The sequence below is a fragment of the Dissulfurimicrobium sp. genome (assembly GCF_049968175.1).
In the GTDB taxonomy this organism is placed as follows: Bacteria; Desulfobacterota; Dissulfuribacteria; order Dissulfuribacterales; family Sh68; genus Dissulfurimicrobium; species Dissulfurimicrobium hydrothermale.
Genome location: NZ_JBMFRG010000039.1, coordinates 1 through 19,391 on the forward strand (window position 1 = coordinate 1; position 19,391 = coordinate 19,391).

General features: G+C 50.6%; 20 protein-coding genes and 1 pseudogene. 1 reads left to right on the plus strand and 20 read right to left on the minus strand.

Annotated features, from left to right (window positions below; all coding sequences use genetic code 11):
• The 7 genes and pseudogenes from ACP5SG_RS06410 to ACP5SG_RS06440 all read right to left on the minus strand — a co-directional run.
• Positions 1–874 (minus strand): annotated as a pseudogene (locus tag ACP5SG_RS06410) (hypothetical protein); the annotation flags it as partial.
• A complete protein-coding gene (locus ACP5SG_RS06415; protein WP_428122967.1) occupies positions 874–1,443 on the minus strand; it encodes a hypothetical protein in 570 nt (189 codons plus the stop codon). The gene ACP5SG_RS06415 and the pseudogene ACP5SG_RS06410, both read right to left, overlap by 1 nt.
• Positions 1,428–1,925, minus strand: coding sequence for a hypothetical protein (locus ACP5SG_RS06420; protein WP_237887517.1), 498 nt, complete (start codon positions 1,923–1,925; stop codon positions 1,428–1,430). The genes ACP5SG_RS06415 and ACP5SG_RS06420 overlap by 16 nt, the downstream gene beginning before the upstream one ends.
• Positions 1,922–3,403, minus strand: a complete 1,482-nt coding sequence (locus tag ACP5SG_RS06425) for a hypothetical protein (protein WP_428122970.1) — start codon at positions 3,401–3,403, stop codon at positions 1,922–1,924. Before ACP5SG_RS06425 ends, ACP5SG_RS06420 begins: the two co-directional genes overlap by 4 nt.
• A 157-nt stretch (positions 3,404–3,560) precedes the next feature.
• Positions 3,561–4,391: an ExeA family protein gene (locus ACP5SG_RS06430; protein WP_237887514.1), complete on the minus strand. Its 831-nt coding sequence runs from the start codon at positions 4,389–4,391 to the stop codon at positions 3,561–3,563.
• Between the two features lie 147 nt (positions 4,392–4,538).
• Entirely contained in the window at positions 4,539–5,741 is a 1,203-nt protein-coding gene (locus tag ACP5SG_RS06435) for a type II secretion system F family protein (protein WP_424661103.1), read from the minus strand.
• Positions 5,741–7,390 (minus strand): GspE/PulE family protein, encoded by a 1,650-nt coding sequence (locus ACP5SG_RS06440; protein ID WP_237887505.1) that lies wholly within the window; start codon positions 7,388–7,390, stop codon positions 5,741–5,743. The genes ACP5SG_RS06435 and ACP5SG_RS06440 overlap by 1 nt, the downstream gene beginning before the upstream one ends.
• A 182-nt stretch (positions 7,391–7,572) precedes the next feature.
• Here ACP5SG_RS06440 and rpsT point away from each other — a divergent pair, with 182 nt between their 5' ends.
• Positions 7,573–7,857: a 30S ribosomal protein S20 gene (rpsT, locus tag ACP5SG_RS06445; RefSeq protein WP_237887498.1), complete on the plus strand. Its 285-nt coding sequence runs from the start codon at positions 7,573–7,575 to the stop codon at positions 7,855–7,857.
• A 124-nt stretch (positions 7,858–7,981) separates the two neighbouring features.
• Here rpsT and lptE read toward each other — a convergent pair whose 3' ends face one another.
• The 13 genes from lptE to acpP all read right to left on the minus strand — a co-directional run bounded on the left by lptE (position 7,982) and on the right by acpP (position 19,307).
• Positions 7,982–8,542, minus strand: a complete 561-nt coding sequence (lptE, locus tag ACP5SG_RS06450) for an LPS assembly lipoprotein LptE (protein ID WP_424661105.1) — start codon at positions 8,540–8,542, stop codon at positions 7,982–7,984.
• The gene (leuS, locus tag ACP5SG_RS06455) at positions 8,542–11,043 is read right to left on the minus strand and encodes a leucine--tRNA ligase (protein ID WP_428122978.1); all 2,502 of its coding nucleotides are present in this window, start codon (positions 11,041–11,043) and stop codon (positions 8,542–8,544) included. Before leuS ends, lptE begins: the two co-directional genes overlap by 1 nt.
• Positions 11,033–11,482, minus strand: coding sequence for a transcription antitermination factor NusB (gene nusB, locus ACP5SG_RS06460; RefSeq protein WP_424661106.1), 450 nt, complete (start codon positions 11,480–11,482; stop codon positions 11,033–11,035). Before nusB ends, leuS begins: the two co-directional genes overlap by 11 nt.
• Positions 11,483–11,956 (minus strand): 6,7-dimethyl-8-ribityllumazine synthase, encoded by a 474-nt coding sequence (gene ribH / locus ACP5SG_RS06465; protein ID WP_237887481.1) that lies wholly within the window; start codon positions 11,954–11,956, stop codon positions 11,483–11,485.
• Positions 11,957–11,971: 15 nt separating this feature from the next.
• On the minus strand, positions 11,972–13,183 hold the full coding sequence (locus tag ACP5SG_RS06470) for a bifunctional 3,4-dihydroxy-2-butanone-4-phosphate synthase/GTP cyclohydrolase II (RefSeq protein WP_424661109.1): 1,212 nt from the start codon (positions 13,181–13,183) through the stop codon (positions 11,972–11,974).
• 46 nt (positions 13,184–13,229) lie between these two features.
• Positions 13,230–13,889, minus strand: a complete 660-nt coding sequence (locus ACP5SG_RS06475) for a riboflavin synthase (RefSeq protein WP_237887477.1) — start codon at positions 13,887–13,889, stop codon at positions 13,230–13,232.
• Positions 13,874–15,025, minus strand: coding sequence for a bifunctional diaminohydroxyphosphoribosylaminopyrimidine deaminase/5-amino-6-(5-phosphoribosylamino)uracil reductase RibD (gene ribD / locus ACP5SG_RS06480; RefSeq protein ID WP_237889796.1), 1,152 nt, complete (start codon positions 15,023–15,025; stop codon positions 13,874–13,876). The genes ACP5SG_RS06475 and ribD overlap by 16 nt, the downstream gene beginning before the upstream one ends.
• Positions 15,000–15,470: a transcriptional regulator NrdR gene (gene nrdR, locus ACP5SG_RS06485; RefSeq protein ID WP_428122984.1), complete on the minus strand. Its 471-nt coding sequence runs from the start codon at positions 15,468–15,470 to the stop codon at positions 15,000–15,002. Before nrdR ends, ribD begins: the two co-directional genes overlap by 26 nt.
• On the minus strand, positions 15,467–15,952 hold the full coding sequence (locus tag ACP5SG_RS06490) for a deoxycytidylate deaminase (protein WP_428122986.1): 486 nt from the start codon (positions 15,950–15,952) through the stop codon (positions 15,467–15,469). The genes nrdR and ACP5SG_RS06490 overlap by 4 nt, the downstream gene beginning before the upstream one ends.
• Before the next feature lie 64 nt (positions 15,953–16,016).
• A complete protein-coding gene (gene glyA / locus ACP5SG_RS06495; RefSeq protein WP_237889788.1) occupies positions 16,017–17,273 on the minus strand; it encodes a serine hydroxymethyltransferase in 1,257 nt (418 codons plus the stop codon).
• A 42-nt stretch (positions 17,274–17,315) separates the two neighbouring features.
• Positions 17,316–17,747, minus strand: a complete 432-nt coding sequence (rpiB, locus tag ACP5SG_RS06500; RefSeq protein ID WP_237889786.1) for a ribose 5-phosphate isomerase B — start codon at positions 17,745–17,747, stop codon at positions 17,316–17,318.
• Between the two features lie 44 nt (positions 17,748–17,791).
• Complete coding sequence (fabF, locus tag ACP5SG_RS06505) at positions 17,792–19,048, minus strand: beta-ketoacyl-ACP synthase II (RefSeq protein ID WP_428122989.1); 1,257 nt, start codon at positions 19,046–19,048, stop codon at positions 17,792–17,794.
• A 22-nt stretch (positions 19,049–19,070) separates the two neighbouring features.
• Entirely contained in the window at positions 19,071–19,307 is a 237-nt protein-coding gene (gene acpP, locus ACP5SG_RS06510; protein WP_237889775.1) for an acyl carrier protein, read from the minus strand.
• Positions 19,308–19,391: the final 84 nt, after the last annotated feature.

Here is a 19,391-nt window from a genome sequence, read left to right on the forward strand (position 1 = left end):
GCTGCACCTCTAGGAGATTCGCCTCTATAAGCACCTGACGCCTGTATTTCGAACGAAGCGCTCTGAGATAGACGCCTATCTCGTCGACAATCCTCGGTCTCGCCTTTACAAGCAACGTCCCTGTCTGACGGTTTAAAAAGAAAGATCCACCATCACCGATCCGCTCCTTAAGCGAGTCCTCCAAACTTTTGTAGATATCCGTAACTTTATCAGCTGTCTGACCCGTGAGTTCAAAACTTCCGGTTAGCGGGGTAACGACGTTATTGGCACCCCCTGCCGAACCGCTTGATGAACCACTTGCGCCGATACTGCCATAACCTCCGCCAAGGACATCGCCGCCTACGGTAAATTTTGACTGACGCACAGAGGCCAAAAAATCAAGATTAAATACCTTTTGAACCGTAGCAGTTACATAGATCGTGCCCTCAGACTCGTGCCACGATATATCCAGCGCCCTGCATACTGAATCCAAGACATCACGGACAGGCCTCTCTTGGTATTCCGCCGTAAGCGTCCTGTTGTCCTTGAGTATTGCATCAACAGCTGGATCGATAACAAGATTAAGCCCGGCCGCCATCGCAAGGGCCTGCAAGATATTTTTGTAATCCTCGGAATTAAAGGAAAGTGTCACGATCTGCGTATCAAGCGGACTTAGGGACTTAAACCTAGGGGCTTGATCGATCGGCCCGTCTTTATCATTAGCGACATCATTAGCGACGCTCGGCTGGGCGGAAAGATCCTGCGTCGCCGGAACAATATGTGCAACGGGTTGTCCCTTTTCGAGACCGGGGCCAAGTGCACAACCGCCGATAAGCATAAAGGCCGCTATCAAAACAATCAACGGGCAATAAAAAGAGACTGTCTTTCTCTTCATCAGGCGCTCCCTCTCCCCCTTGCCTTAGATCTGGCACCAGGCCGATCGCCAGATGAGATGCCGTCACTGCTATCTTCCGGTCTCAGAGCAATGGTTTCCTTCTGCCCTGGTTTGAGAAATATACGACCGGCATCTGTATCAAACCAGGCCCCACTCTGTTCAATCTTTTGAACAGTGAATCCAGCCCATTTCTCTCCCTCTCTGAGGAGTCTGCCGTTCACCCGACAGTAACGCCCACGATCAGTGACCACGACGAGACTCAGCACAAGCTCTTCAAGCATGGGCTGGGGTTTGCCGGCCCCGGTTGCTATTATATGCGCCTGTCTCCCAAATGGATCAAACGGGCCGGCTGCGACAAGACCATAGACACTTGGGCATCGCCCCTTTACAGATTCCGCCTGCGGCACTTTGATGGATATGTCAGGCAACGGCGGAAACGAGACAAAGGGACCTTTCCCCTCTCCTGACTCATAACCCGACAACATAGCGAAAAGACTCAGCATTACAAGACACGACAAAGGCCCTGCAACCAACAACCAGTCCTTAAACTTGTCTAACGGCACAGGCATAAAAAATATCCCTTTATACGAAATGTCATTTTCCCACCGGTTTCCTGACTTGGCCCATCAGATGTAGGCTGCCGGCCCTGCACGCCTGACTCATCATAGTTTATTTTGTCTTCATGTCCAGCAAAAAAGGATTCAAGGACAAAAGGTCGATCGTGAAGATAAAGACCGTATAGTCTGCGCATGAGCTCTTCAAAAGTTATGTCATCCCATATAATATCGGCACGCTCCCAGATGATAGGCGTGTCATTCCCTGCAGAGGCGGCAGGCATATATTTGGCCTTCAAGGCCTTGAAAAGCTGCAGGCGCCCTTTCATTGTATTTATAGATGCCTCTTCATTCGCTATAACCTGAATGGCCTTCTCAAGCCCTGTCTTCTTTGCAATGGCATCGGTCATGAACCAGACCGATGCAGCAAAAAATATCACCGCTGCCATCTCCAGTACAACGGTCATGAAAGATGGGGTCGGAATATGCTGTCTCATGACCTACCACCTTTCCATAACAACAGACAATGAAGCCGACCAAGGCCTTCCTGCTCGTCGTATTCCCAATGGGAACCTCTGATTGCAAACAGATCGCTGCACTGGATGGCCCTGACGATCCCATTGAACCTATCCCTGCACTGCCCGTAATCTCCTGATGAAACGAGGCTCATCTTGATATCAAACGGCCTTTTAAAGAAATCTTGCACATCTTCACCTGCCCCCACCATAGTCTGCAAGACGCCGCCCTGGGTTTGAGCCTGTGCAGGGCCGGATTGTGTAACTTGAGGCCGACGCGGAACACCATCCTGGGTCTGGAGCGGCATCCTCTCAATCTCAAGTGCTGAGATGCTGACGCCTTCCGGGATGGCCTGCGTCAGCGCTGACACCATGGCATCAAGTCTTGGCTGTCTCTCATATTCGGCCATGAGATTAATAAATCTTTGAAGGGCATCCCTCTCCTGTTCCCGAGGCAACATCTTTTGAAGGACATCCCTCTCCTGGACAACTATCCTTTTACGCCCTTGCATCTCGAACCTAAGTCTTGCGTTTATGTCTTTATCAATATACAGCCCAGCCGCCCACAAGACAGCGGCTCCGACCGCGGCGACTGCAGCCGCCCACTGCGATACTGTCTGGGTATGCCACGAAATACGCCACAATGCAGGGACAAAATCAAAGACCCTGTCTATAAATAGACCTCCAAACAACTCTGGATATCTTGGTATTAAAGATGGATCGCCGGCATTGAAAAAGGCGCCCCAATCAGGCACCCAGATGCTATATTCCCCTATTGTCTCCGGACAAAGATGACTGTTCGGCCCCAATATAACAATCTTTTTTATATCGACATCATGGACACGGCGGACAGTCTGGAGGACGATATCAAATGTATTTGCAAGCATAGTCCCGCCAAAGCGTCCTTCAGGGGCTGGTGGAACAAACTGGAGATGGACCGGGATGCCGTTTTGAGCTACGATTAGTTCGAGACCGCTGTCAAAAAAGCAGGCAGCAAGCACCGGCTCAGGCGTAAGGACCTTCAAGAACGCCGAAATGGCCGCAATGGCAGGGGTTACCACATACAACCTCACGCCTTGTCTAAACCCCAGCGACAGAAAAGGTTCAAGGTCTTCTTTCGGCAGGCCCAAGATGGAATAAAGTACCTGTCCATGACGCATACCTACAGGTCTTGCGCAATGTACGATGTCACCATGTCCATCAAGCAAAAGCCCGGCCTGTCTCAAACGATCGTTTATCTGTAGCGTAAATAGCCTGCGCTGCGTCCGATGGAATGTATCATAGAGCATATATGTCCGGCGTGAACGCAAGACCAACATTATATCGCCTGATCTTGCCGGTGCGTCCCCGCTTATCTCCTCTATCCCGCCAAAGACAGGGCGCCTACCGCGTCTCAAGACGGCGAGACAGACCCAGGCGCCGTCGCTCTTGCGCTCCGCGATAAGCAAAGGCCTCCGCATGGCTATGCCTCCTCTGTATGGCTGAGATCATCATGCCGGCAAGGGGACCATAGGCGGCATCGACATGACCTGTAAGCAGGATGCCCATTGAACGAAAAAAGGCATGACGGCCACAGCCATGTCAATTGTACAAGGATCTTAAATGGACAGGTCATCCTCACGGCCTTAAACCCCCAAAAAACAAAAAAGCAGCCCATGCGATAAATATCAGCAGAAAGACGCCAGACGTCAGAAATACGACCTTCTTGCCCGATCCCCAGCTGGAACTAGGTCGGATCGCCCTTGGAATAGGCATTGTCTCGCACGCCGCGTTTATGTCCTTGGGCCCTATGGTAAGCCTGCCGTGGGAACTTGCCATAAGAAGGGCCCTGTCCATGATCTTGTTTATCAGGCGCGGGACACCCTGACTCGCCGCATAGAGGCGCGAAAGTGCCCCTGAATCAAGCCTTATATCGGCCCTCCCGGCCTTTGCAAGCCTGAAACCTATGTAATCCCCCATCTCCTCTCTGGTAAAAGGCCTGAGCTCTTCCCTTACCACGATCCTCTGAACGAGTTGCCCAAGTCTCGGATCATAAAGGATCGAATCCAGCTCAGGCTGTCCGATCAGGAGTATCTGCAAGAGCTTTCGCCTGTCAGTCTCTATATTTGACAGCAAGCGCAGCTGTTCAAGCGTATCAACCGGCAGGTTTTGGGCCTCATCCACCACGATGAGGAGATCCTTTCCCTTTGAGGCAAGATCAAGGACCGCCGACTGAAAATGCTTTAGCAACAAAGCCAGATCATCTGATCCCCCGTCATATGGATGCCCCATTTCATCCAAAATGAGCCTTAACAGGCCTGGGGGATTCACTGCAGGACTCACCACCACGACGGGCAGCTTGTCAGGATGCAGCCCCTCAAGAATCAGCCGCAAGGTCAAGGTTTTACCGGTACCGGCAGGACCTACCAGTACCATAAAACCCTCGCCCCTTTCTATAGCAAATTTCAAAACCTCCTTTGCGGCAAGATGAGATCTAGCCGGAAAAAAGAAATTCGGATCGGGAGAGAGCCGAAAAGGCGCATCCTTGAGACCGAAATAATTTATATAGTCAGGATATGAAGGCAATACCGAATTTTCCTTTTAATTAACTCGAAATCACTGAATTTTACTTATTATATCATATATCGGCCCTAAAAGTCCAAGGGCTATAACTACAAATATCAAACCGGCAAAAATGATTAAAGCTGGCTCTATCACCTTCGACATGGTCTCTACAAACTTGTTTACCTTGGAAAGGTAAAATTTCGCCAACAGAACGAGCTGATCCGGCATGTTCCCTGTCTGCTCACCTACCGAGATCATGCGCAATACAAACGGATCAAAGAGGCCAGTCTTGGAAAAGGAATCGAAGATGCCCCTTCCGCCCATAACACCCGCCTTTATCCCCTTTATACCATTCCTTATCACCCGATGGTTTATAGAAGCCTCCATAAGCTCGAGACCCCTTACAAAATTTATGCCGGCCGATGTTAGAAGCGCCAGATACTCAAAAAAAAATGCAAGCTGCGAGGACTTGATGATCCTTCCTATCAATGGAAAACGCGACCAGAAGAGATCCCAAAGGTATTTCACCCTCTCATTTCTCTTGGTTATTAAATAAATTATGACCCCCGCTATCAGCGGTATAAATGCCGCAGGCCACCATTTGTTAAAGAACTCCACTGTCTTTATAAGAATTATCGTGGCGAGCGGGGTCTTCTTTACCCCCATCTCCTTAAAGAGACCCAATATCTTGGGAAGGACATAGATCATCCAAAAGGCAAACGCCCCCAACATAGCCACAATGACAAAAGACGGATATATCATGGCCCTTTTTGTATTTGATACGATCTCCTCCACCCTCTCCAGATGAGCGGCTGCATCCTCAAGGGTCTGATCCAGCCCGCCCGTCTCCTCTCCGATACTTACAAGCGTGATGAGAAGCCTTGAAAAATAACGGCGGTTCGCATCCATCGCCTCGGAGAGGAGCTGTCCCTGATCAAGCCTCCTGAGGATATCCTTCAAGACCGAGGAAAAGGCCTTGTTGCCGGGACTCTTCGCCAAGTCTTCGATGGCCTGCCTTAAAGGGATGCCTCCTCTTATGAGGAGTGAGAGGTTTCTAAAAAATTCGGCGAGATCCGTGCGCTTGATCCAGCCGCCGAAATGAAATTTAAGTCTTAAGCGCCTGCGCCGGTATTTGATCAGGGCAAGACCCCTGCCGCGAAGCACCTCAAAAAGGCTGTCAATAGACGGAAACTCGCCTTCATCCTTTACGACGACGCCTGTACCGTCCACCGCCTCATATGAAAAATACGGCATCAACCCACCACCCTCTCTATCTCGTCAAAACTAGTCTCCCCATTTTTCACCTTTACGAGCGCCGCGTGCATCAAATCATTGAAACCCTCTTTTCTGGCCTGATCCTCTATTTTCCCCAAGGATGCGCCGTCTGCCACCAGCCTCAATATATCCTTACTAAATGGCAGTATCTCGGCAATCACCGTCCTGCCAAGATAACCGGTCCCTCTGCACTGTTTGCACCCGCCAGGCCTGAAATAACTCCCTCCAGTTGGAGGAAGGCCGTACCGGTTCAATATATCAGATGGCGGCACATAGGCCTCTTTACAGTAAGGGCACAGCCTCCTTACCAAACGCTGAGAGATTATGCCTACAAGGGAATTTGCCAGCAGAAAAGGAGTGATGCCGAGATCGCCGAGTCTTGCGAGCGCACCCATGGCGCTGTTGGCATGCAGGGTGGAGAGGACAAGATGACCTGTAAGCGCCGCCCTGACCGCAAATATAGCGGTCTCTTCGTCCCTTATCTCGCCTATCAGCATGACGTCGGGGTCTTGACGGAGAAATGTGCGGATTGCAGAGGCAAAATCATAACCAGCCTTTTCGTTTACCTGCGTCTGCCTGATCATCATGAATTCATACTCTATAGGGTCTTCAACTGTAAGTATGTTTTTGCTTATGACATCCTGCACCTTGAGCGCCGCATAGAGGCTTGTGGTCTTTCCACTCCCGGTAGGTCCTACCAAGAATATCATGCCGCAAGGATAAGAAAATAGCTGCCTCACAACGGCCAACTGCCCAGGCTCGAATCCGAGATCGGCAAGACCAAGGGTCTGCCCACCCCTTGAAGGCAAAATGCGGAGCACCATGTTCTCACCGAAATTGGTCCTAAGCGATGAGACCCTGATATCAAAGACGTCCCCTAGGAATTCAAACGACATACGGCCGTCCTGCGGCTTTCGCTGTTCAGCAATATCCATCCCGGCCCTTACCTTTATGTTCGTCACAAGCCTATTGTGGAAAACAGCCGGAAACACATAGGCGGATGTCATCATGCCATCCACCCTAAACATCACACGCGTAGATATACTGCTTGGCGTTATATGCACATCTGTGGCCCTTACACTTATCGCTGCGGAAAAGAGCATGTCAAGGAGCCTTGCAATATCTATATCGGCGTTTGGATTAAGCCTTGCCCTTGTAACAATGGTCTCTATAGCCTCCTCTACAGGATGCTCCAAGAGATAATAAAAACGTTCAACAAGTTTCTTCAGTTCGTCCCTTCCGCCTATATGAACAACCGCCGGAAACCCGGTAAGCCTAAAGATGATCTCTGCATATGTAGAGACATAGGGGTCGCTGACGGCGATATGCAGATTATTGTCTTTGATAAAAAGTGGCAGTATGAGGTTCTGCTTGGCCGTTTGGGCCGGAAGGCGCGAGAGCACGGCCGGATCGGGTGTAAACGCCCTGAGATCGATAAAAGACAGACCGCTCTGCTCGGCTAAGGCCCTTGCTATATCGGAGTCGCTCACAATGCCGAGCCTTATCAAGCACTCGCCTAGTTTCTCGCCAGTCGCCTTCTGTTCAGCTACGGCAAACTGTATCTGTGCGTCGGTCACTAGACCTGCGTCTTTAAGGAGTTTTCCGATCTGTGGGGCAGTGCCCGCCATAATAATCCCTCGCGTCTTTAATCGGTCTTGAATCCAATATCGGCACCATGAAATGATAAATTAAACCGTACACCATGCTTGAAATAACCATCATTATTGACACTTAAACGATACCATATTATAAAATAAAATAAAATCTCTTCTTGAGAAGAAAGACATAATAAAATTGCAAGGAGGTCCATTTGGCAAACCATAAATCAGCCCTTAAGAGGATGCGCCAGAATGAAAAACGCAGGCTTAGAAACAAGGCCAGAAAGACAAGGGTAAAGAACCTTGTAAAAACCGTCGAAAATGCCCTTACTACCGCCAAGCCCCAAGACATAGGGCATATCAAAAGACAACTTAGGGTCGCACAAAAAGGTATAGACAAGATCGCATCCACAGGCGCCATACACTGGAGAAAGGCAGCACGCCTCATATCACGCCTTACCAAAAAGACTAATGCCCTTGAAAAGGCTGCAAATTAGCAAACGAGCCAACCCAACCAACACACTTAAAAGATCCCAAAAAAAGAGTCCGCTTCAGACAAGATTGAAAATATGAACCGAACGCATGACTATCGAACCGAATCTACAGAGTCTGCAGAGATCTTTAAAATACGTCTGTTACCCTGTGATATATGAGCTCAGCCATATACCGGCTGAGCTCCTTTAACGCCTCCTCCTTGAAGCCTTCGGTCTGCATCGGCTCCTGTCCTACCAAAAAACCTTCGTCGCGCCTCAGATTGGTTGTCTGCCAGAGTACCTGGCCGGTCTTTCTGTCTATAATCCTAAGGGAACATTCAGCGCTTATCTGTCTCTCGATAGTTTGACTATATGTAAGAAAAGACAGCCCGGCAGTATCTACCCTAACTATATCGCCTTCCAATATTACATCGGCATCTTCTTTGGAGGCAAGGGCCAACCCGCCGCCTCTCAAAAATTCACGTCTCAATGCATCAGTAACCCACTGGCCGAGCAGGAGCTCATTACTGTGATTTGAAAATGGCGCTATATATATAGTCTTAATCCAGGAAGGGATCGCCTCGCTCCTCTCTACCCTATGATAGCCGCAAGCAGACAAGGATACGACAAGGAACGGCAACAATACTGCAAGACAAAATACTAAGGCCGTGCGGCATCTTTCCACGAAATCCATCTCCCCTTTAGGCATCAACCCACTATAAAGTTTACGAGTCTGCCCCTGACATGTATGACCTTTTTTATATCCTTGCCCTCAATGTGCCTCATGACGCCAGGATCGGACAAGGCTGCAGCCTCGATCGCCTTGTCTCCTGCGTTTCTGTGGACCTCTATGTTACCTCTCAGCCGTCCATTTACCTGGACGACTATGGATATGGTCTCGGACCTGAGGGCCGCTTCGTCCACCCTGGGCCATGATTCAAGACACACATAGCCTTCATGGCCGATCATCCGCCAAAGCTCATCACTTATGTGCGGCGTCATCGGAGAAAGGAGGATTATGGCGGCCTCTACAGCTTCTTTTATAACAGGCCATGACTGTTCATCGGCCGTTCCGTCGGCTTCATGCCTGTTTAGATATGCCGTTACGTCATTTATAAGCTCCATTACGGCGCTTATGGCCGTATTGAAGTGAAAACGCCTCTCTATGTCCTCTGTCACCCTTGCAATGGTCTCGTGGGTCTTTTGTCTGATCTTTTTTAGTTGGGGCAGATCGGCGACCGCCATGCGGATCGCTGCAGCATCGCCCTTTGTCCGCCTGAGTGCCTCAATATTATCCGTCACAAGAGACCAAAGGCGTTTTAGAAACCTATGTGAGCCCTCTATACCCTTATCGCTCCACTCAAGATCCTTCTCAGGCGGCGCGGCGAATAAGACAAAAAGGCGCACAGTATCAGCCCCATAGGCCTTTATCATCTCATCGGGATCAACGACGTTTCCCTTGGATTTGGACATCTTGGATCCTTCTTTGAGGACCATCCCTTGGGTAAGGAGATTTTTAAACGGCTCGCCCGCCGAAAGCCAGCCGAGATCTCTCAAAGCCTTTGTAAAGAACCTCGAATAGAGAAGATGCAATATGGCATGCTCGACCCCGCCTATATACTGGTCAACCGGAAGCCATCTGTCCACGCGTTCACGGTCAAGCGGTCTCTTGTCTTCATCCGGGCAGACATACCTGGCAAAATACCATGACGACTCGACGAATGTATCCATAGTATCCGTCTCGCGCCTAGCCTCACCGCTGCACCTCGGGCATCTGGTCTTGTAAAACGACTCCATCTCGGCAAGAGGCGAGCGACCCTGTGGATTAATCTGCGCATCGAGCGGGAGCTTTACGGGAAGCTCATCCGTTGGAACAGGCACGACCCCACACCTTTCGCAATAAACTATCGGTATAGGCGCTCCCCAGTAGCGCTGCCTTGAAATACCCCAGTCCCTGAGTCTGTATGTCACCTTCCTCCGCCCGACTCCCCTCTTCTCAAGGTGCCTTATGATAGCACCCTTTGCCTCATCGCTCTCCATGCCATCGAATTGGCCCGAATTTACGAGTCTGCCACCACCCTCCCATGCCTCCACCATCAAATCAGGCTTAAGCGACAGGCTGCCAGGCTGTATGACCACCTTGATCGGAAGACCGTATTTACCTGCAAACTCAAAATCCCTCTGATCATGAGCAGGGACGGCCATGACAGCGCCCGTGCCGTATTCCATTAGTACAAAGTTTGCAACATAAACAGGGACCCGCTCGCCCGTCAAGGGATGAAGCGCAAAGGCACCGGTAAAGACGCCATCTTTTTCCTTAAGCTCTCTGCGTTCCTTGGGCGGCATTCTTGACCAACGCTCGATAAAAGCGGATACGTGACCCTCCTTCCCGGCAGCCAGCTCAAGGGCCAACGGATGCTCGGGCGAAATACTCAAGAAGGTGACGCCAAAGATGGTGTCAGGTCTCGTGGTAAAGACGACGACCTCTTTATCCAGGCCGTCAATCACAAATCTTATCTCGACACCCTCACTCCTTCCGATCCAATTTCTTTGCATTGTCAGGACCTTTTCAGGCCAGCCGGCAAGTTTATTGCAATCCTTTAGAAGCTCCTCCGCATAGGCCGTTATCTTGAAAAACCAACCCTCGAGCTCCTTTTCGACAACTTGACTGCCGCACCTCCAACAGCTTCCATCTTCAACCTGCTCGTTGGCAAGGACGGTCTGACAGCCGTCACACCAGTTGACTTTTGATTTTTTGCGATAAACTAGGCCGCGTTCGAACATTTCAAGAAAAAAGAGCTGCTCCCAGCGGTAATATCGGGGATCGCAGGTGGCGATCTCTCTGGACCAGTCATAAGAGAGACCGAGACGTTTAAGTTGGCGTCTCATGTAATCGATATTCTCGTATGTCCAGTTGGCAGGATGTATCCCATGCTTGATGGCCGCATTCTCAGCAGGCAGCCCGAAGGCGTCCCAACCCATAGGGTGAAGGACGTTAAATCCCTGCATGCGTTTATAGCGGGCGATCACATCCCCAATAGTATAATTCCGGACATGACCCATATGTATGCGTCCGGATGGATATGGAAACATCTCAAGGCAATAATATCTCGGCCTTGGATCGTGGTCGGGCGTGCGAAAAAGTCTTTTTATCTCCCACTCTTCCTGCCACCGCCTTTCGATCTCCTCAAATGCGTATTTAAATTCCATCTCTCCCCTGTCCTATTCCGTCTATCTCTTTCAAGATCGCATCAAGTATACCGTTTATAAACGCAGCGGAGTCGTCGCTTCCAAACCTCTTTGCAAGCTCCACTGCCTCATTTATAGCCACCTTAGGGGGTATCTCCCTGCAATAGCAAAGCTCGAATACCCCAAGCCTCAGGATGTTCCTGTCAACCAGGGCAATGCGGTCGAACCTCCAGCCCTTGGCCTTTTTTGATATAAAGTTGTCTAACTCGCGCCTGTGTTCAAATATCCCTGTTATGAGATCTTCGGCAAAGGAGAGCGCCACATCATCTTTCTCGAAGGTCTTGGCCGACAGGCCATCTCTGTATTCATCTATAAGCTCCCGCCCATCTTTTGAAGGATCCCATTCCGCCTGATAGAGCAACTGGAGGGCGATCTCCCTGCCCAGTCTCCTACTTGACATCTATACGCCAAACCCCCTCAGGAGATTCACCATTTCTATCACCGCCAACGCCGAATCCCAGCCCTTGTTGCCCGACTTAGTGCCAGCCCTCTCAATGGCCTGCTCGATACTATCTGTAGTAAGTATCCCAAATCCTATCGGACAATCAGACTGAAGCGCCACTTGGGCCACACCTTTCGAGGCCTCGGCAGCCACATATTCAAAATGCGGCGTCGCCCCCCTTATTATGCAGCCAAGACACAAAACCCCGTCACAGCGACCGCTTGCAGCAAACATCTTCGCTGCAAGCGGTATCTCGAATGCCCCTGGCACCCAAGCGATCTCTATATCGTCTTCACGCGCCCCATGCCTTACAAGGGCATCAACGGCACCGCTCAGGAGCTTGCTTGATATGAACTCGTTGAATCTTGCCACTACGATCCCAATATGCATACCGCTGGCATCGAGATGCCCCTCATATGTCTTTACCGACATCGTCCCCTCCTTAAATTATTCGACCCTGAGAAGATGACCCATCTTCTCTTTCTTGCACTTTAGGTAATTGATGTTTTCCTCTTGCGGGGCTATCTCGATGGGAACCCTCTCAACCACCTTTAACCCATAACCCTCAAGCCCGACGATCTTTTTAGGATTATTGGTCATCAATCTCATGCGCCTAACCCCAAGATCCCTCAATATCTGCGCCCCAATGCCATAATCCCTTAAATCCGCCTTGAATCCAAGTTCATAATTGGCCTCGACAGTATCTCTGCCTTGGTCCTGAAGGCAATAGGCCTTAAGTTTGTTAATAAGCCCTATGCCGCGGCCCTCCTGTCTCATATAGAGGACTATGCCGCGGCCCTCTTTGGCGATCCTGCTCATAGCGGTTTGCAGCTGCGGACCGCAATCGCATCTCAATGAGCCAAAGACGTCGCCGGTCAGACACTCCGAATGGACGCGCACCATAATCTCTTCATCCTGGCCTATCTCATCGTTGCCTAGCACGAGCGCCAGGTGGTGCTTTTGGTCCAGAAGGCTGCTGTATGCGATAAGCCTCCACTCTCCACCGAATCTAGACGGAAGCTTGGTCTCTACCTCCCTCTTTACAAAACTCTCGGTATGGAGGCGATATGCAATCAGATCCGCTATCGTGGCTATCTTGAGGCCGTGCTCCCTAGCAAAGACGTCGAGGTCGGGCATCCGCGCCATATCGCCGTCATCCCTCATTATTTCGCATATGACGCCTGCAGGCTTTAGACCTGCAAGCCTGGCCAGATCCACCGAGCCCTCGGTTTGCCCAGCCCTCACAAGGACACCGCCATCCCTCGCCTTAAGTGGAAAAACATGACCCGGCGTGACCAGATCCTCAGGTTTTGCATCGTCTTTTATGGCCGTCAATATAGTGGTGGCCCTATCATAGGCGGAAATGCCGGTTGTAACGCCTCTTGCTGCCTCGATGGATACCGTAAAGGCCGTGCCATATTTGGCGGTATTGTTTGCAACCATCATGGGCAACTTAAGGGCTTCGACCTTGTCAGCGGTAAGCGCCAGACATATAAGTCCTCTTCCATACTTAGCCATGAAATTTATGGCCTCTGGTGTGACCTTCTCCGCAGCCATGGCAAGGTCCCCTTCGTTTTCACGATCTTCATCATCAACGAGGATGACCATCTTACCTTCCCTTATATCTTCCAATACCTCTTCAATTGGAGATACCGCCATATTCGATCCACCTCTTCAAACAAATTCAAACAAAAACAACGCCTTTTTATATAAAACCGTAACGGGCGAGAAACGCTTGATCCAGCCCTGCACCCCCTTTTTTATCGCGGTCACGGTCCACAGGCACAAGCAATTTTTCAATATACTTCCCAACGAGATCAAGCTCAATATTGACCTTTTCCCCTGTCCTCCGCCGTCCGAGCGTAGTTATACGGGCTGTATGAGGGATGACAGAGACTGAAAAGACGCCATTCGAACAACCGTTTACAGTCAAGCTGACGCCATCCACAGCTATGGAACCCTTTTCTATGATGTATCTGTCGAAACCATTGGGCACGGCCACTGTAAATATGACAAAGCCCCCAATGGATCTCTTTTCTATCACGCGCCCGACACCATCTATGTGACCGCTCACCAAGTGCCCACCAAGCCTGTCAGAGAACCTAACGGCACGCTCTAAATTCACCATGTCCCCCGGTCTCAAATCGCCGAGATTGGATCTGGAGAGGGTTTCAGGCGAGACATCAGCACTGAACATGCCGGACGAAACCCCAAGGGCCGTTAGACAGACGCCGTTTACTGCTATACTCTCACCCTCCCTTGGATCATCAAGTTCGAAATTGGGCTCGATCGCAAAGACCAAACCGTTCCCTTTCGGCGACACGGCCTTCACCCGCCCCAAACCTTCGACTATGCCCGTGAACACTTACGCCTCCAAAACCTGTCGAGTTCCGTAACAAGGCCATGGACAAGCCAATTGTCTTCAAATCTACGATGCGTTATAAATTTCAACCTAGGGGCTGCATCAAGACGGCTTACGCCACTGCCGCCTATAGCAGGATATGCATCCTCGCCTCCAATTATGATCGGCGCATAAAAGAAAAATGCCTCATCAATCAGGCCCTTGTCCCAAAATGCGCCATGGATCGCAGCCCCACCCTCAATCAATACTGACTGAAGGCCCATCTCCCCCATCTTTTTAAGAACTGCACCTATATCAGGCCTTCCACATCTATTAGAGGGCATCAGCCAGACCTCTGCACCTATTTCTTCAAGGGCCTTTTTCTTCTCGGAACTGGCACGCCCTTCCGCACCGACCACCACCGTCAAACCGGGCTGATTCAGCACCCTACTTCCAAGGTCAATCCTAAGGCCACTGTCCAGTACAAACCTTACCGGACACCTGGCCGTCTTGCCGCTTATCCTTACCGTAAGCCTGGGATCATCAGCAGCAACGGTCCCAATACCCACGAGTATCGCATCGCTTATGGCACGAAGACCATGCCCTGCACTACGCGCACGATCATTGGTTATCCACCTCGACTCGCTCGTTCTTGTCGCTATCCTGCCATCGAGGCTCATGGCAGCCTTGGCCCTCACCCACGGGAACCCGGTCACGGCATGCTTGGCAAAAGGGGCAAGGACAATCCGGCATTCGTCTTCCATGCAACCCAAACTGACCTCAATGCCCATTGAGCGCAGAAATTCTGCGCCGCCGCCTGTTACATTCGGATTTGGATCCGCTGCGCCTATTACGACCCTTTGTATCCCGGCCTCAAGGATGGCCTTGGTGCAAGGTGGCGTGCGGCCGTAATGATTGCATGGCTCAAGGGTTACGTAGATCACGCCTCCTCTAGCCGCCTCACCCGCAACATTAATTGCATTGACCTCTGCATGAGGGGCGCCAGCCCTTTGATGATAACCCTCGCCCACTATAACACCATCTTTTACCACCACAGCACCCACGGCAGGGTTAGGGCTGGTCTGTCCAAGCCCCTTTTTGGCCAATCTCAAGGCCCTTTGCATGAACCTTTCGTCAAGACTTTTTACATTTTTCTTCATGCAACATCTCTAGGAGCTGTTCCATAAACTCATTCAGGTCTTTAAACTGTCTATATACAGAGGCAAACCTTACATAGGCCACATCATCCCATTCTTTAAGCCTCTCCATAACCCTTTCTCCTATCAGGCTGCTTGGCACCTCACGTTCGCCTCGTTCCTGCATCTCACCTTCCAGTTCGGTCACAAATGACTCCACCTGATCCACGCTTACAGGCCGCTTTTCACAGGCTTTCATTATCCCATCTATCACCTTCCTACGGTCAAATGGCTCACGCCTCCCATCTTTTTTTACCACCATAGGTTGGAATTCCTCAACCCTTTCATAGGTGGTGAAGCGCCCGCCACACGATATGCACTCCCTACGCCTTCGTATTGAACGGCCGTCGCGGCCCAATCTTGAATCAATAACCCTTGAATCAGAGGCACTGCAAAAAGGGCACTTCATGAGACCTCTCCCCGGTCCAATTGGACAGGCAGGGCAAGCTTGATAAGCTCTATGCCAGCCTCTTCAAGCATAGCGCGAGACATGGGGTCTCTATAGCCTTCTGCATAATAAATAGAACGAACGCCTGCATTTATAAGCATTTTAGTACATATTGCACACGGAAGATTAGTGCAATAGAGGGTGGAGCCTGCTATGGCCGTCCCATAATACGCTGCCTGGACTATAACGTTTTGTTCGGCATGGAGGGCGCGGCACAATTCATGTCTCTCTCCCGAGGGGATATTAAGCTCCTCCCTCAGACAACCTATTTCAAGACAATGTTTGAGCCCGCTCGGCGCACCGTTATAACCTGTGCACAGGATCCGCCTATCTTTTACAAGGACGGCGCCCACCTTTCTACGGAGACAGGTGGAACGCCCCGCGACCAGCCTTGCAATAGACATAAAATAGACATCCCACGGCGGCCTTGAGTCTTTATTCATATGTCATCCAGCTAACGCCCCCTTCGTCAGGATATGACAAGAGGGCCGAGAGGTTGGAAAAGGCCTAGCGCCATCTATCCTTCAACCCGACATAGACTGGAAACCGCCTGCAGATATCTGCAACCTTCAGCCTTATCTCTTTGGCAATCCTCGTGTCTTTAGGCCTTGAAATAAGCTCTGAGATATAACCTGCTATCTCTTTCATCTCTTCGGCCCCCAACCCCCTTGTTGTAACAGCCGGCGTCCCGATGCGGATGCCGCTTGTCACCCTGGGCGGTTTGGTATCAAATGGGATTGCATTCTTGTTGACAGTTATACCAGCCAATTCAAGGATCTCCTCCGCTTCGGCACCTGTCACCCCCTTGTTTGAAAGGTCTACAAGGACAAGATGATTGTCCGTGCCGCCCGAGACGAGGCGAAAGCCGTTATCAACAAGCGCCGCCGCAAGTGCGCTCGCATTGGCGACTATCCTCTGCTGGTAGCTCTTAAACTCAGGGCTAAGGGCCTCTTTGAATGCAACCGCCTTGGCCGCTATCACATGCATGAGCGGCCCTCCCTGGATACCAGGGAATATCTGGCTGTTTATAAGTCTGGCATATTTCTCAGTGGAGAGGATAAAACCGCCCCGTGGACCCCTCAAGGTCTTGTGGGTTGTTGAGGTAATAAAATCGGCAAATGGAATGGGCGATGGATGGATACCGGCCGCGACCAATCCTGCAATATGGGCCATATCGACCATAAGATATGCCCCCACTTCATCTGCAACCGTCCTAAAGGCCGCAAAGTCCAAGGTCCTTGGGTAGGCACTGGCTCCTACAACTATAATCCTTGGCCTATGCTCCCTGGCAAGCCTTAAGACCTCATCCATGTCTATAGTCTCTGTCTCTCGACTAACGCCGTAATGTACGACCTTATAGAGTCTGCCTGAAAAATTGACAGATGAACCGTGCGACAAATGCCCACCATGCGCAAGATTCATAGAAAGGATGACATCGCCTGGATGAAGCACTGCAAAATATACAGCCATATTCGCCTGGGTGCCTGAGTGCGGCTGGACGTTCGCATATTCGGAGCCAAACAACAGATTAAGACGGCCTATGGCGAGGTTTTCAATTACATCCACGTTTTCGCAGCCGCCATAATATCTCTTGGCAGGATAACCCTCGGCATATTTATTTATAAGAACACTGCCCTCGGCCTCCATTACCGCCTCGCTTGCCAGATTCTCGGAGGCTATCATCTCAAGCTGCCCTGTCTGTCTCTCAAGCTCGGCCCTTATCGCCCGAAACACGTCAGGATCAACTTCTTTTAGATGTTGCACATTTCTCTCCAATCCGACAGGACTGGGCTGCCTGTCAAAAAACTATTTCTGATCTATCATAGCCAATCTGCAGGCATGACGACCACCGGCAAACTGGGTGGAAAGCCAGCATTTTACCATCTCTTCCGCTATCGCCGGACCAACCACTCTACCGCCCATGCAAAGTATGTTTGCATCATTGTGTTCACGACTCATACGAGCCGTATATATCTCATGACACAAGGCCGCCCTAATACCACGGGTCCTGTTCGCCATTATAGACATACCTATGCCAGTCCCGCAGATAAGGATCCCCCGCTCAGCCATACCCGATGCGACAAGACCAACCACCATCCGACCTATCTCAGGATAATTTACAGGCTCTTTTGAATAACACCCGATGTCTTTGATCTCATGTCCAAGACCCTTTATGATATCTTTCAGGGTCTCTTTCAGATCAAAACCGCCATGATCCGCCCCGATTGCTATCTTCATAGACCCTTTAGATCAAACCCCCATATTTTTTGAAGACTGATACCTTACTTTTCTTCATAGCGCCTGAACACAAGAACGGCATTCGTCCCACCGAAACCGAATGAATTGGACATTACAACTTTTATATCACCGCGCCTTGCAACGTTCGGCACATAATCGAGGTCACACTCAGGATCAGGATTTTCATAATTTATCGTCGGCGGGATAATCCCTTCCTCAATGGTCTTTACCGAGAACACCGCCTCGATTCCGCCTGCACCCCCGAGAAGATGGCCCGTCATGGACTTGGTGGAACTTATGGGTATCTTCCCCGCCTTCTCCTTGAACACGGCCTTAACTGCTCTGGTTTCACACACATCATTAAGTGGCGTGCTTGTACCATGGGCATTTATATAGTCTATGTCCCTATAGCTGAGTCCGGCATCATCAAGGGCCATCTGCATGCACCTCGCAGCCCCCTCCCCGTCATCCGGCGGGGCCGTCATGTGAAAGGCATCACCTGTAAGGCCATATCCGACTATCTCAGAACGTATATGGGCCCCGCGCTTAAGGGCGTGATCAAGCCCTTCTATGACAAGCATGCCTGCGCCCTCGCCTATTACAAACCCGTCACGGTCCCTCTCAAAAGGCCTTGACGCCCTCTCAGGCTCATTGTTTCTTACGGACAAGGCCTTTAATGATGCAAACCCGCTGAGTGCGAGAGGGGTAATCACCGATTCCGTTCCACCGCAGATCATGACATCCGCGTCACCCCTTTGGATGGTCTTGAACGCCTCACCGATGGCATGGGTCCCTGCAGCGCAGGCCGTGCACAGCACCGTATTGGGCCCCTTTGCACCGAAAATTATAGATATCTGGCCTGATGCCATATTGGGTATGGCCATAGGGATAAAAAACGGGCTCACCCTCCCCGGCCCTTTCTGTACAAGGATATCTCTATAGTGTTCAATAGTCCCGAGCCCACCAAGACCGCAACCGGTTATGACACCGCATCTAGGGGCCAATTCGGCCGATATCTCAAGTCCCGCGTCTTCCATCGCCATCTTCGTTCCGACCAGGGCATAAGCTACAAATAAATCTATACGCTTGACAAGCTTTGCAGGAAAAAAATCCGCCGGCTCAAACCCTTTGACCTCACCTGCTATCTGACAATCATAACCACTTGCATCAAAACGTGTAACCGGACCTATGCCGCTCTTCCCAGCCACTAGATTCGCCCAGCTCAAATCCACCCCTATCCCAAGGGGGCTGATAAGGCCAAGCCCTGTCACCACCACGCGCCGCTTCTGAGGATTTGCCATATTCTACCCTGATCTTGAAAAATTACTTGCCAGAATGGGCCTTTATGAAATCTATGGCGTTTTGTACAGTCTGCATCTTTTCGGCATCTTCATCTGCTATCTCGATCCCAAACTCCTCCTCCATAGCCATAACCAGTTCTACGAGATCAAGAGAATCAGCGCCCAAATCATCCACGAACGAGGCTGACGGCACGACCTTTTCCTTGGCCACGCTCAGCTGGCTGGCAATAATGTCAACCATCTTATTTTCTATGTCCATCTTTTGTTCAAACCTCCTTAAAATTTGAATTATATACTGTCCAGATCAAAACTCATTAGTCGCAGAACAATCCTCCGTTTACAT

Coding starts and splice junctions, on each gene's coding strand:
- ACP5SG_RS06415 (WP_428122967.1), bottom strand. CDS start 1,443: ATGCCTGTGCCGTTAGACAAGTTTAAGGACTGGTTGTTGGTTGCAGGG.
- ACP5SG_RS06470 (WP_424661109.1), bottom strand. CDS start 13,183: ATGGCGGTATCTCCAATTGAAGAGGTATTGGAAGATATAAGGGAAGGT.
- ribD (WP_237889796.1), bottom strand. CDS start 15,025: ATGAAGAAAAATGTAAAAAGTCTTGACGAAAGGTTCATGCAAAGGGCC.
- acpP (WP_237889775.1), bottom strand. CDS start 19,307: ATGGACATAGAAAATAAGATGGTTGACATTATTGCCAGCCAGCTGAGC.
- nrdR (WP_428122984.1), bottom strand. CDS start 15,470: ATGAAGTGCCCTTTTTGCAGTGCCTCTGATTCAAGGGTTATTGATTCA.
- nusB (WP_424661106.1), bottom strand. CDS start 11,482: ATGTCAAGTAGGAGACTGGGCAGGGAGATCGCCCTCCAGTTGCTCTAT.
- ACP5SG_RS06435 (WP_424661103.1), bottom strand. CDS start 5,741: ATGCCGTATTTTTCATATGAGGCGGTGGACGGTACAGGCGTCGTCGTA.
- ribH (WP_237887481.1), bottom strand. CDS start 11,956: ATGTCGGTAAAGACATATGAGGGGCATCTCGATGCCAGCGGTATGCAT.
- leuS (WP_428122978.1), bottom strand. CDS start 11,043: ATGGAATTTAAATACGCATTTGAGGAGATCGAAAGGCGGTGGCAGGAA.
- ACP5SG_RS06490 (WP_428122986.1), bottom strand. CDS start 15,952: ATGAATAAAGACTCAAGGCCGCCGTGGGATGTCTATTTTATGTCTATT.
- ACP5SG_RS06420 (WP_237887517.1), bottom strand. CDS start 1,925: ATGAGACAGCATATTCCGACCCCATCTTTCATGACCGTTGTACTGGAG.
- ACP5SG_RS06440 (WP_237887505.1), bottom strand. CDS start 7,390: ATGGCGGGCACTGCCCCACAGATCGGAAAACTCCTTAAAGACGCAGGT.
- lptE (WP_424661105.1), bottom strand. CDS start 8,542: ATGCCTAAAGGGGAGATGGATTTCGTGGAAAGATGCCGCACGGCCTTA.
- rpiB (WP_237889786.1), bottom strand. CDS start 17,747: ATGAAGATAGCAATCGGGGCGGATCATGGCGGTTTTGATCTGAAAGAG.
- fabF (WP_428122989.1), bottom strand. CDS start 19,048: ATGGCAAATCCTCAGAAGCGGCGCGTGGTGGTGACAGGGCTTGGCCTT.
- ACP5SG_RS06425 (WP_428122970.1), bottom strand. CDS start 3,403: ATGCGGAGGCCTTTGCTTATCGCGGAGCGCAAGAGCGACGGCGCCTGG.